The sequence below is a fragment of the Microbacterium wangyouchuni genome, assembly GCF_054072595.1.
In genome coordinates, this window is sequence record NZ_JBSVRM010000009.1 from 73,062 (window position 1) to 87,113 (window position 14,052).

The 14,052-nt window shown below is 66.7% G+C and carries 12 protein-coding genes; 11 read left to right on the top strand and 1 reads right to left on the bottom strand.

Annotated features, from left to right (window positions below; translation table 11 throughout):
* The first annotated feature begins 42 nt into the window (after window positions 1-42).
* From ACW5CM_RS14975 to ACW5CM_RS15005, 7 genes are all read left to right on the top strand, one after another.
* Window positions 43-1,656 (top strand): ABC transporter permease subunit, encoded by a 1,614-nt coding sequence (locus tag ACW5CM_RS14975; protein ID WP_457125484.1) that lies wholly within the window; start codon window positions 43-45, stop codon window positions 1,654-1,656.
* Window positions 1,656-2,564: a sugar ABC transporter permease gene (locus tag ACW5CM_RS14980; protein WP_457125485.1), complete on the top strand. Its 909-nt coding sequence runs from the start codon at window positions 1,656-1,658 to the stop codon at window positions 2,562-2,564. Before ACW5CM_RS14975 ends, ACW5CM_RS14980 begins: the two co-directional genes overlap by 1 nt.
* Window positions 2,565-2,719: 155 nt before the next feature.
* Window positions 2,720-3,052 (top strand): PadR family transcriptional regulator, encoded by a 333-nt coding sequence (locus tag ACW5CM_RS14985; RefSeq protein WP_457125486.1) that lies wholly within the window; start codon window positions 2,720-2,722, stop codon window positions 3,050-3,052.
* Window positions 3,049-3,696: an HAAS signaling domain-containing protein gene (locus ACW5CM_RS14990; protein WP_457125487.1), complete on the top strand. Its 648-nt coding sequence runs from the start codon at window positions 3,049-3,051 to the stop codon at window positions 3,694-3,696. The genes ACW5CM_RS14985 and ACW5CM_RS14990 overlap by 4 nt, the downstream gene beginning before the upstream one ends.
* Before the next feature lie 151 nt (window positions 3,697-3,847).
* Complete coding sequence (locus tag ACW5CM_RS14995) at window positions 3,848-4,018, top strand: hypothetical protein (protein WP_438255698.1); 171 nt, start codon at window positions 3,848-3,850, stop codon at window positions 4,016-4,018.
* 97 nt (window positions 4,019-4,115) lie between these two features.
* Entirely contained in the window at window positions 4,116-5,417 is a 1,302-nt protein-coding gene (locus tag ACW5CM_RS15000) for an ABC transporter (protein ID WP_457125488.1), read from the top strand.
* Between the two features lie 74 nt (window positions 5,418-5,491).
* Window positions 5,492-5,923 (top strand): DUF6121 family protein, encoded by a 432-nt coding sequence (locus tag ACW5CM_RS15005; RefSeq protein WP_457125489.1) that lies wholly within the window; start codon window positions 5,492-5,494, stop codon window positions 5,921-5,923.
* 83 nt (window positions 5,924-6,006) lie between these two features.
* On the opposite strand, the gene ACW5CM_RS15010 is transcribed toward ACW5CM_RS15005, so the two are convergent.
* Window positions 6,007-7,686: an HNH endonuclease signature motif containing protein gene (locus tag ACW5CM_RS15010; protein ID WP_457125490.1), complete on the bottom strand. Its 1,680-nt coding sequence runs from the start codon at window positions 7,684-7,686 to the stop codon at window positions 6,007-6,009.
* Window positions 7,687-7,848: 162 nt separating this feature from the next.
* Here ACW5CM_RS15010 and ACW5CM_RS15015 point away from each other — a divergent pair, with 162 nt between their 5' ends.
* From ACW5CM_RS15015 to ACW5CM_RS15030, 4 genes are all read left to right on the top strand, one after another.
* Window positions 7,849-8,496, top strand: coding sequence for a spermidine/putrescine ABC transporter substrate-binding protein (locus ACW5CM_RS15015; protein WP_457125491.1), 648 nt, complete (start codon window positions 7,849-7,851; stop codon window positions 8,494-8,496).
* 425 nt (window positions 8,497-8,921) lie between these two features.
* Window positions 8,922-9,398, top strand: coding sequence for a DUF2975 domain-containing protein (locus ACW5CM_RS15020; protein ID WP_457125492.1), 477 nt, complete (start codon window positions 8,922-8,924; stop codon window positions 9,396-9,398).
* Window positions 9,398-9,619 carry a helix-turn-helix domain-containing protein gene (locus ACW5CM_RS15025; protein WP_438255693.1) on the top strand — a complete coding sequence of 74 codons (222 nt, stop codon included), beginning with the start codon at window positions 9,398-9,400 and terminating at the stop codon, window positions 9,617-9,619. Before ACW5CM_RS15020 ends, ACW5CM_RS15025 begins: the two co-directional genes overlap by 1 nt.
* Window positions 9,619-13,935 (top strand): SCO7613 C-terminal domain-containing membrane protein, encoded by a 4,317-nt coding sequence (locus ACW5CM_RS15030; RefSeq protein ID WP_457125493.1) that lies wholly within the window; start codon window positions 9,619-9,621, stop codon window positions 13,933-13,935. The genes ACW5CM_RS15025 and ACW5CM_RS15030 overlap by 1 nt, the downstream gene beginning before the upstream one ends.
* The last annotated feature ends 117 nt before the right edge of the window (window positions 13,936-14,052 follow it).

A 14,052-nucleotide genomic window follows, 5' to 3' on the forward strand; every position in this document is an offset into this window, starting at 1 on the left:
ATGCCACAGCATCCGCCCCGACAGAGTGATGATGGGTGAGAAATGACGGACACTACGACAACTGAGCAGACGCCTCCGCCGACCAAGCGGCAGCGTCAGGCGGCGAAGATCGCCGAGGCTGCATCCGAAAAAATCGGATGGATGCTGTTGAAGATCGCGCTGCTCGCGATCGTCGACGCGGTCGCGCTCTACGCGGCCTTCGTGCTGTTCACACACCAGGAGTGGCTGATTCTCGGCCTCGTGGTCGCGGTTACAGTGCTCGTCAACTACATCTATTTCTCGCGCAAGCGCATCGCTGCGAAGTATCTGACTCCGGGGATCATCTTCCTCGTGATCTTCCAGGTCTTCACGCTGCTCTACACGGGCTACATCGGCTTCACGAACTACGGCACCGGCCACAACGGTGACAAGCAGCAGGCTGTCTCTTCGCTGATGGCATCCGCCCAGGAGCGCGTCGAGGATTCTCCGACGTTCCCGGTGACGGTTGTCGAACAGTTCGGCTCTCTCGGTCTGCTGGTGACGAATCCGGATGACGGCGACGTCAGCGTCGGCACGAACGAACAACCGCTTCAAGAAGTTTCCGGCGCGACAATGGATGGCGACAGGGCAGTTGCGGTCGACGGCTGGACATCACTGAACTTCGCGCAGGTTCTCGCCCGCTCTGGTGAGGTCGAGAAGCTCTCCGTCGCGTACAGCGACGACCCGAATGACGGCTCCATCCGCACGCCGGACGGCCAGAGCGGTTACCTCTACGTCTCGGCGCTCGAGTACGACGAGGCTGCCGGCACGATGACGGACACCGATTCCGGAACGGTGTACAGCGACATCGGAACCGGAGCGTTCACCTCGCCCGAGGGAACCGAACTGCTGCCGGGCTGGCAGATCACGGTCGGCTTCGACAACTTCGTGCGCGCGGTTACCGACAGCACGATCCGCGGGCCGCTCGTCTCAGTGACCCTGTGGACCTTCGCCTTCGCGCTGATCTCGGTGGCGACGACCTTTGCGCTCGGGCTGCTGCTGGCCATTGTCTTCAACAACACACGGATGCGGTTCCGCAACGGCTACCGCATCATGCTGATCCTCCCGTATGCGTTCCCGGCGTTCCTGTCGGCGCTGGTGTGGGCGGGCATGATGAATGAGAGCTTCGGCTTCTTGAACCAGGTGGTGTTCGGCGGGGCATCCATTCCCTGGTTGACCGATCCGGTGCTGGCGAAAGTGTCGGTGCTGATCGTGAACCTGTGGCTCGGCTTCCCGTACATGTTCCTGGTCTGCATGGGCGCCCTTCAGGGCATCCCGGAAGAGGTCAATGAGGCCGGCGTCATGGACGGTGCGAACCCCTGGCAGATCTTCCGGCAGATCAAGCTGCCGCTGCTGTTGGTGACGGTCGCGCCACTGTTGATCTCATCGTTCGCGTTCAACTTCAACAACTTCAACCTGATCTACATGCTCACCAACGGTGGGCCACGGTTCGACGGAGTGTCGATTCCGGTCGGTCACACCGACATCCTGATCTCGATGGTCTACAAGGTGGCCTTCACCGGACAGACCCGTGATTACGGGCTGGCATCGGCGTTCACGGTCATCATCTTCATCGTGGTGGCGGCGATCTCGATCATCAGCTTCCGAAAGACCAAGGCTCTTGAGGAGTTGAACTGATGACTACCGCACCTGCTCCTGCTTCTCCGGTCTCCGTGGCCCGGCGCCGGCGCCCGTTCGGCAAGTGGTTCGCCGACACCGGGTGGCGACACCTGGTCGCGATCGTCGTGACGATCTTCGCGCTGTTCCCGCTGTTGTATGTGCTGTCGGCGTCGTTGAATCCCCGCGGAACGCTGACCGGCTCGAACCAGCTGTTCTCGGCGATCGGCATCGACAGCTACGTGCGCATCCTCAGCGATCCGCAGAACCCGTACGGGAAGTGGTTCCTGAACACCCTGGTGATCGCTGTTGTCACCGGATTCGTGACGGTGTTCATTGGTGCCTGCGCGGCGTATGCCTTCTCTCGGATGCGGTTCGCTGGTCGGCGCGTTGGACTGGTCACGATCGTTGTCGTGCAGATGTTTCCGCAGTTGCTTGCCGTGGTCGCGATCTTCCTGTTGATGTCGACGCTGGGGGACTGGTTCCCGGCGATCGGGCTGAACACGCACACAGGGCTGATCCTCGTGTACCTCGGTGGAGCGCTCGGGGTGAACACCTATCTGATGTACGGCTTCTTCAACACGATCCCGAAGGAGCTTGATGAGGCGGCGCGCATCGACGGCGCCGGTCACACCCGCATCTTCTTCACGATCATTCTGCGTCTGGTCGCACCGATTCTCGCCGTGGTGGGGCTACTGTCGTTCATCGGAACGGTGAATGAGTACGTCGTAGCGAGCGTGATTCTGATCGATCCGGATCAGCAGACCCTCGTGGTCGGGCTCACCAAGCTCGTGTCGAACCCGCGCTATGCGGACTGGTCAGCGTTCTCGGCTGGAGCCGTGATGGCTGCGATCCCGGTGATGATCCTGTTCCTTTTCCTGCAGAAGTACATCGTCGGTGGCTTGACCGCCGGCGCGACCAAGGGCTGACCCCCTTTCCTCTCCCTTACCCGCTTGCGAGTGGGCGCTGGTGGCTCATGTTTCGCGCGAAACCGAGCCACGCGCGCCCACTCGCACGGGGACTGGGGCGACCGCTCGTGGGGTGCGGGCTGCGGTAGCTTGTGTCGCATGGTAGCTTGTGATGCATGACAGTGGACGTCGGAGCGCAGATGCGCAAGGGAGTGGTCGAGTACTGCGTGCTCGGCCTCCTCTCGCGTGAGCCGATGTACGGCTGGCAGCTGTCCGAAGCGCTGACTGGCGCCGGACTCATCGCCAGCATCGGCACGCTGTACCCCCTGCTTGGTCGCCTGCGCGACAACGGCTGGGTCAGCACTTTCGATCTGCCAAGCGAGTCCGGTCCGGTGCGCAAGTACTACCAGTTGACGGATGCCGGTACAGCACAGCTCGCGCAGTTCCGTGCGCAGTGGATGCCGTTCGCCCGCGTTGTCACCGCATTCATCGGAGAGGGATCCTCATGACCATCATCGACGCCGATCACCTGCGCGCGGAGTATCTGTCGCGCCTGGACGTCGCGATGCGAGACCTGCCGCACGGTGTCGCCGCCGAAATCCGTAATGGAATCCTCGAAGAACTGCAGGGATTGGATGCCGCGGCCACCGCGGCTCGAATCGCGCAGCTGGGTGAGCCAGAGACAGTTGCTCGAGGGGCCCTGGACGAAGTGCCAGCGCAGCGACAGATCGCGGTGGCAGGCCACGGCGCAACTCCAGCGGCGCGGAATGCTCCGGCCACGAGTACCCGCGGGTTCGCGATCGCTGCAGCCCTGACGCTGAGCTTCGGTGGCATCGTGCTGCCCGTGGCCGGTTGGTTCGTCGGCGTGATGCTGGTGTGTTTCAGTGCTCTGTGGCGCACCTGGGAAAAGGCCGTAGCGATCGCGGTGCCGTTCGTAGCGATCGTCGTCATTGCAGGGTTGCTCGCCTTCAGCGCGGTACCTGCAGCTACTGAGAGCCCCTCGACGGGGAGCGGCGACTTCTCCGCACCTGTGAGCAACCCGCTGCTTCCCGCGTCGTACGACCTCGTCTGGAGTGGCATCGCCGTGGTCGGGATCCTCCTCATCCCGGCATCCGGCATGTGGCTCCTCTGGCGCCTCCGCGCCCGCCGCTAATCCTGCTTGCGAGTGGGCGCTGGTGGCTCATGTTTCGCGCGAAACCGAGCCACGCGCGCCCACTCGCAAGCAGTGAGGGGGCAGGGGGCGAGGGGCGGGGCGGGGCGCGTGTCTGCTGCGGGCGGGGGAGATTGCGTCGTAGCGTAGAGGCATGGCAGGGGTAGCCGGACGCAGTCGGGTGGTCAGTTGGATCGCCGCGATCTTCTGCGTGGCCGTCATCGTGGGGCTGCTGTGGTTCGCGTCGCCCCTGTGGCTGGAGCTGTTCAACTTCGTCGGCGATCTCCTGCGCGGGACCGCGACGGCTGCTGCCGAAGCATCCTGAGTTTTCGCGGGTCGAGCGACACGTCGGCACGCCTCCGCAGCCGCATGGCCGCGCGGCGATACCCTCACATTGCACATATCCGACGAGAGGCGCCCCCATGAGTGACCACGAGGTTCCCCGGTCCGAGCAGCCGGAAGACGCGAACGACGCCGTCGACAGCGCTAACGCTGGTGGCGCTGAGGTCGACGCGGCCGCGGTCGATGCGCCGGGTGCGACAGGTGATGTGCGTGACGACGCTTTCGTCGAATCTTCCGCGCTGACAGATTCTTCCGACGATTTCGCCGCCGCTGACACGGTCACCGCCGCTGACACGGCTGCCGACACAGACACCGCAGGCGCCGACACCGCCACCGCCACCGCAGACACCGCCACCGCGGACGCGAGCGAGTCGGCGAGCACGAGCAGCGTTTCGGATGCTGTTGACCCTGACCTTGCTGCCTTCGAAGAAGCCGAGCGCGCTCATCCCGGTACGTTCGTCGCGCCGGAGCCTGCCCCGGCGCCGCCGGCGCCGCCAGCGCCTGTCGCCGCGGACCCTGTCGAAGCACCGGCTTCGACTCCTACGCACGCGGACTCCTTCGATGCTCCCGAGATGAGCGACGAGCGCATCGACGCGGCTGCTGCGGTGGCCAATGCGGATGCGACGCTGGCTGAAGTCAACGCGGCATCCGAGGGTTCGATCGCCGACACCGCTTACCAGCCGTCCGACGTCGACGCCGATGACACGGCCACGCGAGTCGTTCCGTCGGAGCCGGTTGCGTACTCGGAGCCCGTTGCGTACTCCGAGCCGACGGTTGCGTCAGAGCCCGTGGTCGCACCGCCGGCATACGCGCAGCAGCAGCCGATCTTCGTGCAGGCTCCCGAGCCGCCGCGCGAGCGCAACAACCGCGGAACCGCCGCAGGCATCGGCCTGCTGGCCACTCTTTCGTTCGCGATCCTGTACCTGGGCACCGCGCTCGGGCTGGGCGCGCTGGCGGGCGATGTGACCGGTGAGAACTTCGTCGATGCACTGATCGCGCCGCTGACGACGTGGGGCTTGTGGGTTCCGGTTGTCGTGTTCTTCATCGGCTTCTGGCTGCTGGGTGCGATCGTCAACCGCGGACGCTGGGGACGCTGGGTCGTCTTCGGCATCATCGTGGGGCTGTTCGCGTATGTCGGACACATTCTCGGCCAGCTGTTCGAGGCTCCGTTCTGGATGCTCACGGCCTCTGAAGGCAACGAGCTGGTCGGTTCGCAGCTGCTGGCTCCGCTCGCGATTGCGGCTTTTGTGTTCGGTCGCGAGCTCACGATCTGGTTCGGTGCGTGGGTTGCCCGCAGCGGTGCACGCAAGACCGAGCTCAACGCCGAGGCTCAGCGTGAGTACGAGCGCACGCTTGAGGCCGGCCCGACTCTGCCGAGGTAGCAATCGCTGACAACTTCTCGCCTGACCCCCGCGGCCCCGTGCCTGCGGGGGTTTCGGCCATCCTGGCGACGGTGATGACGACGATCGGATTCTTCGCGCTGGCCGTTTTCGGGCTGGGTGCGTTGAGCGTGGCGACGGATGCTGACATCATCGCGACTCCGGGACTAGGCCAGGCTCCGGGCGTCGTCGGTATGGCTCTCGCTGTGGCGCAGTTCGCGGTGCTGTTGTGGATGGCCGTGCGGATCAAGAACCCGCGTTATCGCTCGGTATGGACCATCGCAATCATGACGGCATTTGTTCATCTGTTGGGTGTCGGTCTGGTCGCGGCAGTGGTTTCGGGCGAGTTCGTGACGGGGCTGTCGGTGATCGGTGAACTGATTACCGGGGGAGCGAGCCTGGTCATTTTTGTCGTAGCCGTGCTGGCTGCGTGGGCCGGGGTGGCTCTGCGCCGCACCAGGGCCAAGCGGCCGCAGTGGCCGTGGGAGCGCGACGAGCCCGGCGAGTAGGAAGTCGCATTGCGCTGCCTGCGGGCATTGCGCTGCCTGCCGGCATTGCGCCTGCCAGCGGGCAGAGTGGTGCCCGGGGTCCGTCAGGCGAACATGACGCGGAGCTGCGGCTCGTCGCCGTAGGTGCGACCGAGCGGGCTGGTCCAGAGGATGACGCCGTTCTCGAGCTGTTTCGCACTCCAGCGATCTCGCTTGTCGACGTCCGGATGCTTCAGCGGATGATGACTGGTACAGAAATGCGCGAGGTTGCAGAGCTCAGTCGCCCCGCCCTGGGCGTGGTCATGGTTGTGATCGATCTGGCACCGGTGTACGGGCGCACGGCAGCCGGGAAAGCGGCAGTGCTGGTCGCGAGCGCGGAGATAGCGCTTCATATTCGCGGTCGGGGTGTAGTTGTCGGTTGCGACGGCCATCCCGGCAGGATCGAGGAAGATTCGGTCCCAACTGGACGCGTAGCCGGCGAGAAGTCGGGCAGTGTCGGGGGACAGGGGGCCGTGGCCATCGAATTCAGCCATACGGTTGTCGGCACCGGTGAGAGTGGTCGCGGCAAGGGTGATCTGGACGGATGCGCGGATGGATCCCAACGCTGTGCCGAGATTCCCCTCGGGGCTGGTGGGAACGCCGGTGAGAACCAGGTCGGCGAGGATGTCGGCGCGCAGTTCGTCCATCGACCGGGTGTCGGTTTCGACTGGTCCGTACCCGTCATGCATGGGGGTGCCCTCATCGGCCGTTGACCCGAGACCAGCGGCGCGATCGGAGCCGGCAGGGAGGCCAGAGTCTGCAATGAGACCAGCCGCCGCAATCAGGCCAGCATCTTCGACGACGTCGGAGTCGTCGATCAGATCTGCGTTGCGGAGGGCTGCTTCGTCGCGAGCGGCTTGTTCGTCGGCGGAGACGGGGCTGTCGGGCTCGAGGGTGTCCGCTCCGGGCTGGCTGGCGGGGTTCGTCTCCCACGGGGCTGGAGTGCCCATCGCGTAGGCGAAGTCCTCATCGAGCGCGGCCGGCGGCTCCGGATCGGATGGTGTCTGTGCAGCAAGGGCCGCTTCGCGTTCGGCTTGAATGGCCTTCAACGCCGCGTTGCGTGGACGGCGCTTGCCCTTGGGGCGGGCTTCGATGAGTCCACGGGACATTTCGGAAAGCCGGTCATACATCGCGTAGGCGAGCATCTCGGGCTGCAACGTGGACAGCATCGCCGTCCCATCGCCGCAGGGACGTACGCCCACATTGCGTTCCCGGCGTGCCCGGCGGTGGCGTTCTTCGACCGTCTCGGGAGAGATGACCGCGGCCACGTCCCGAGCATGCGCACGGGTGCGAGCAGCGGTGTCGCCTTCTGCGAAGGGAAGCACTTTCTCCTCATACTCGGCGCGCAAGCGCGCAGCATCCGGATGCCCGCTGAGCAGCGGTGCTTCGGTGACGATCACATCTGCGTGCCGGCGGCTGATCTTTCCGTCCGCGAGCGCTCGCAAGGTCGCCGGGTACAGCCGCACCAAACCCCAAGCATCCGTGATCTGCTTCGATGCCGTCGTGGGTGAGATATGACCGGCCGCGGCGTACTCATTGAACAGAGAGCGAAACGCTATCTCATCGGAACCTGGATCCAACGATCGCTCCGTGGCCATGAGGTCTAACCGCTCTGCCAGCAGCTCGGCACGCTGTGCTTCCAGCGCCGCGATCTGCTCACCGACCGTCACCCAGTTATCCAGCAACGACTCTCGCCGCGCGAGGGAGTCCTCGCGGGTCTGGGTGTCGGCGCTGATCGGGGTCATGCATCTAGAATAGAACGAAGATACCATTGTGTCAATGGTTTTGAGTCGTTAAGTCAGGTTGATATGGGAATATATAACCTACTCTACTGATCCGTATCGCTTGTTCCGCGTGTGATCCGCTGAAATCTCGGCTGTTTGGGCAGATCGCCGTACGCTGGGACCGTGGAGCGGTCAATAGAGACGCAAGTCGACCGGGCGGTGGATGCCTGGTTGCGCTGGGTGCCGCGCTGGGAGCCGGCCACCTACCGCGGACGTGTCGCGCCGTGCCGTCTCTGCCTCGGCTCGCCCGTGCTGTCTGCGGCGGGGATCGGGGCGAATGCTCCGCACGGCGTGCAGCACGGCCTGTCCACGCGCATCAAACGGATCGTCGACCATGCCGTTGCCACGTACACCGCTGGAAATCTGCCGATGCTTCAGTCGGAGCTGGATCAGCAGGCGGCGCGGAATCGGGCGCGCAGCTACCGTCCGGCCGAGGACTTGTCGCCGGAGTTCGAGGGCATGCCGCTTGATCCGGAACCGACGCCCGGGGCGCCGTTCCTGTTCACCATCGCGGGTCTTGCGGACGTCGACAGCCAAGAGTTGCCGCCGCTTCCGCCGCTGAGTGAGGAAGCGAAGGCCGCGCTGCGGCAGGAGGTCGGCCTCGCCGATGAGTACGCGAATCTGGTCGGTCGCGAGATCTGCGGCATCCTGCTTCGCCATCGCCTGCACGTTCAGGCCGCCATCTCGCAGTACGTCGAGCCGCAGATCGAGGCGATGCTCGCCGAGCTGACGGACTCGCTGGACTCTCCGTTCGGGCCGGATACCCCGTAGCGCGGACCCGGCGCTCGCGCGGGCAGGTCGCCGCGCGTCAACGCTTCGCCACGAGTAAGCACCTCGGCGTGAGTCGGCACTTCGGTCGTGAGTCAACACCTCGCCGCGAGTAGGCACCTCGCCGCGAGTCGGCACTTCGGCCGCGACTCGGATGCTGCGTCGCGAGTCCGCACGCCGCAGTGTGTGATTGGTGCTGCAAGCAGCGACTCGCGGGTACGGCCCCGCGCCGTGCCGTGCCGTGCCGTGCCGTGCCGTGCCGTGCCGCGCCGCCCCGTGCCGCGCCGTGCCGTGCCGTGCCGCGCGAGGCGACCGGATGCTGCCGCACCTGACACTTCCCTGGGAACGTGCGTGCGGGCTTGGGGTCTCCAGCATCCACAGGCTATCGTTTTTCGATAGATACCAGCCGCTTATCGATAGGTAGATTGATGCAACCCCGTGTGACCGCCGCGCTCAAAACTCTTATCGCCGTCATGCTCGGGCTCCTCCTGACGAGCCAGGTGCTGGTGATCCCCGAGGTCGCCCGCATCACGGCGATCCGCAACCCTGACGTCGACCACCTTGAGATTCCGGGAATCATCGGCGCCGTCATCTTCCTCGCCCTCGTCGAAGTCACGCTGATCTGCGTATGGAAGCTGCTCTCGCTCGTGCGTGCCGAGCGGATCTTCAGCCCTGACGCCTTCCGATACGTCGACATCATCCTCTGGGCATTGGCTGCGGCTGGCGCGCTCATCGCCGTCTCGTACGTCGTGATCATTGCCAGTCGCGCCGTCTCGTTGTCGCTCACCCTGCTCGCGATCCTCGGCATCGTCGTCAGTGCTGCGCTCGCGCTGCTGGTCCTGGTCTTGCGTGGGCTCCTACGCATGGCGCTCGAGCTCGAGCAGGACATGTCTGAGGTCGTCTGATGCCCATCGTCATAGACCTGGACGTGCAACTCGCGCGCAAGAAGATGAGCGTGCAGGAATTCGCGGATGCCATCGGCATTACCCCCGCGAACGTCGCCGTGCTCAAGAACGGACGCGCCAAAGCCGTCCGCTTCACAACGCTCGAGGCCATCTGCCGCGTGCTCGAATGCCAGCCCGGCGACATTCTCCGCTGGATCCCCGACGAGGAAGAGGGATTGTGATGACTGCCGTTTCTGAAGTTGTCAGCTGGGGCGAAGCCGTCGCGCGCCATCTCCTCGACGGCGCCGTTTGCCCGGTGTGCGCCTCGCGGCGCTTGGAGAGTGGATGCTGCGCCCACTGCGGCGCGGACCTCCGCGGCTCCGCCGCATCTGAGGTGTGGGCCGCGTCGGTGTCGGCCGCCGCCGCGATCCGCGGACGCAATCAACTGATCGAGCGCATCCCGCGCGTGGCTGCATCGGGGGATGCCGCCGGCGGTGCTGTGACGAGGGATGCTGTCGCCGGCGGACCCCATCCGACGCTTCGACAAGCTCAGCGATCGGACTTTGACGCTGCGGCTGCGGCTGCGGCCGCGACTGCGCCTGTCGCTCAGCGATCGGACTTTGACGCTGCGGCCACGGGCCCCGCTGGCAACGCTCAGCGAGTGGACTCTGTCTCTGCCCCCGCTGCCCAGCGAGTGGACTCTGTCTCTGCCCCCGCAGCTCAGCGATCGGATGTTGACGCTGCGCCCAACGCCCAGCCGGCCGGCTCGGCCACCGCCCCCGCCGCCCAGCGAGCGGATGCTGCCGCTCCACGCCAGAGCGCGACGGTGCAGTCGGTCCTGGCGATCGCGGGCGCCGGGCTCTTCGCGATCGCTGCGCTGATCTTCACCTTCCTCAACCCCGAGCTGTCCGACCGCGCGACCCGCAGTGTCGTGGTGGGCCTTGTGACGTTGATCTTCCTGGGCGGGGCGTGGCTGCTCGCCCGCCGCGGGCTGCAGTTCTCCGCCGAAGCTGTCGGCGCGCTCGGGCTCGTCTTCGTGGCGCTCGATGTGTATTCGTTTGCGCAGCTCGGGGGCTCGACAGCATCCACATGGTTGATCTCTGCGGGTGTGACGGCCGGCGCGAGCGGCGTGATGTTCGCCGCTGGAAAGCTGTCGCACGTGCGCGTCTGGCGGTGGGCCGCGCTGATCGGAGCGGCGCTCGTGCCGGCGCAGCTCGGATACGCGGCAGGTTTCGCGAGCGGCGCAGGTTCCGGATTCTTCGCTGCCGTGGGACACCTCGGCACAGCCTTCCTCGCCGCCGTCCTCATCGAGTTCTGGCCGCGCATCGCACCGCGCATGCTCACCGCCGTGCAGATCATCGTGACGCTCACCGCCGTGCCGCTCGCGGTGGTGGGTGCCTGGTCCGCCTTCGGAGGGATCGGGATGCTGCTGAGCATCAGCCTCGTGCTCGCCCTGGTTGCCGCGCACGCGGTGTTCGCGTCGCGACACCTGCTGCGGCACTGGTGGAGTCTGGTTGCCGGAGGTGCCGCGACGACGGCCCTGACGGTCGCGGTCACATCCCCGGTCGCTGACCTCGCGGCGGTCTGGCTGCCGGCTGCCGTCCCGGCAACTGCCGCATTCGGACTCGCCCTGCTCGCGGCAACCCCGCTGCCGCGTTCGGTTGTGCGCTTCGCGCTCTCGCTCGGAAGCCTCATCGTCATCGGCGCGATCGCACTGATGCCGCTGGTCTACGCCGCAACCACAGCCGTCGATGCTCTCGCCGACGTGGTTCGCGGGTCCGCACCTGTGGTCAGGAACGACACCTGGGGGATGGCCGCGCTGATCGGCATGGTCGGCATCGCCGCGGGTCTCGCCCTGTTCGGCGGGCTCACCCGTGATCGGGTGAGCATGCTCGAGGCCGTGGATTCGGATGCCGCCGCCGCTGTCGCTGCCGCCGCGCCGACCACCGCGCGCACCGCCACTACCGCCGTTGCCGCGCCGACCGCCGCCACATCCGCAACCGCGGCCACCGCAACCGCCGCCACCTCAACCGCAACCCCAACCCGGCACCCGCTCCTGCACTTCACCGCGTCCACCGATGTGCTCGCGATTGCCTCGGCCGCACTCGCCGTCCTGACGCTGGCGTGCAGCAACCTGTTGCCGCTCCCGGCGCGCCTGGTGGTCGTCCTCGGTGCAGCCGCGGCGGCCGCCGCAACCCTCATCGCCGCCCGGCCCAGGCGCACAGCCTCCGCCAACACGGTCATGCGGCCCAAGCCCGCCGCATCCGCCAACACGGCCGCCCGGCCCAAGCCGGAAGCATCCGCCAACACCGCAGCCCGGCCCAAGCCGGAAGCATCCGCCAACACCGCAGCCCGGCCCAAGCCCGCAGCATCCGCCAACACGGCAGCCCGGCCCAGGCCCGAGACATCCGCCAACACGGTCACCGCCAACACGGTCACGCTCATCGCGGCAATCCACGCGGGCCTCGCCGTTGCAACTCTCATCTCGTGGCTCGATCCCGTGACGGCTCCCGTCGCCGGTATCGGCATCCTCGCGGTCCTCGTGCTGGCGAGTCGGACTCTGCCCTCCGGCATCCGATTCCTGCACGTTGGCGTCGGCTTCGCCTATGCGCTCATCTGCCTCGCTCAGACACTCGCGCAGAGTCTGCCGCAGGCACTCGGATTCCCACCGCTCGGAAGCATCGCCGTGCTGTGCCTCGTGGCATCCGCTGCTCTGGTGAGCGCGATCGTGGTGACGTTCATCCCGCGCGTCGGCTCGCGCAGCTGGCACGCGGTGCTGGTGGTGACTGCCGTGCCGTTTGCCGCCGGAATTGTGCAGGTGGTCTTCGAGCGCAGCGGCTGGACCGCCCTGTCGACCGCCCTCATGTTCGCCCTCGCGCTGTCGTTGCTGCTGACCCGGCGGCCGGGCCTCGGCATCGTGCTGCGCACCGTCGCGACAGGGATGCTCGTACCCACGGTCGCCGTCGTCGTAGTCTGCCTCGGGGCACAGGTGCTCGCGGTCAGCGCGTCGCCGGTGACGCTGCCGATCATCGCCGCGATCGTCGCGCTCGTGTTGCCGAGCACCACGCTCATCCGCGACGCGCTGCGGACGAACGGTTTGCCGGCGGATGCTGCGGCATCCGTACGCATCGCGATCGAAGCATCCGCCCTGCTGACCGGCGTGATCGCCACCGGCCTCGCACTCGCCCGCGAAGCCGCGGGGTTGGGGACGACTTTCCTCGTGCTGGTGATCCTCGGTGTCGGCTCGGCGGCCAGTGCCGCATTCACCCGCCGCCGCTATGGATGGTGGGTGGCCGGAGCCGCATTCACCGGAGCGCTGTGGTGCGTGTGGACCATGAACGGCGTCGACCTGCTCGAGGCATATCTGCTGCCGCCCGCGCTCGCCGCAGCGGTGACCGCTGCGATCCTGGCCGCGCGCGGTGTGGAAGTCCGCGGCCTCTACGCCACGGGCCTCGCCATTGCGCTGCTGCCCAGCCTCGCGCTGCTCGTGCTCATCGAGCCGGATGCCCGCACCGCAGCACAGGTGCCGTGGCGCGCAATCGCACTGCTGACGGCCGGGGGAGTGCTCCTCGGCCTCGGCTGGGGGCTCGCTCGGCTCGGGCGCCGGTTGCGCATCGCCCGACTCCGGATGCTCGTACGCCCGACCCTGGTCGCGGCCGGCGTTGCTGCGATCGCGGGCGCGGTGCAGGGCATTCGTATGCCTGAGATCACCGTGCTGCACGGGGCAGCGCTGTTCTTCGCGTGCTTCGGAGTGTCGGCGCTCGCGGCGATCATCCTGGCGCTGGCGGGACGTGGCATCCGTCGCTCATCGCCAGCATCGTCCGGACTTCGCCGCACGCGATGGATGCTGGCACCCGCAGTCCTCGCGCTCGCCGCAGGAACCTGGAACGCGATCGAACGCGACTGGGGATCGATCTGGCTGATGTGGGCTCTGATGATCGGGCTGCTCGCGTTGATGCTCGTCGCCGCTGTGCGGGCCGGGCGGAGCGGGCGGGCCGGGCGGACGACGCTGCCACCGGTGTGGTTCCTGTTCGGCGTCGCATTCGTCACGGCGGTGGTGGCGTGGAGTCCGCGCGATCTGCGGGTGGAGTGGTTCTCGCTGCCGCTGGGGTTGTTCCTGCTGGCCGCGGGTGTGCACGCGCTGCGGCACGCGCCGGCGGATGCGGGCGGTGGCAGTGTGAACTCGTGGCCGCTGGGGTTCCGGTCGTCGTGGGCGCTGCTGGCCCCGGGCATCGTGACGATGATGAGCGCCTCGATCGTGGCGACGTTCACCGATCCGCTGACGTGGCGCGCGATCCTGGTGATGGTGCTTGCGCTCGCTGCGATCATGGTCGGGGCCGGTCGACGGCTGGCCGCACCGTTCATCCTCGGGATGCTGGTGCTGCCGATCGAGAACATCTTCGTGTTCGCGGTGCAGATCGGCCGCGGCGTGGAGTCGATGCCGTGGTGGATCACCCTCGCCGTGATCGGAGCGGTACTGCTCATCATCGCCGTCACGTACGAGCGGCGCAGTGGGGACGCCTCGACCGTGGCTGCCCGCATCCGCGACCTGCGGTGAGCTGGGCCGCCGCCGCGACCCCTCCCGCCGACCCCACCCGCCGCGAGAAACACCTAACTGCATGAGAAAGGTGTTCCTACGACGTTTCTCATGCCGCAAGCCATGTCTCGTCGCCGC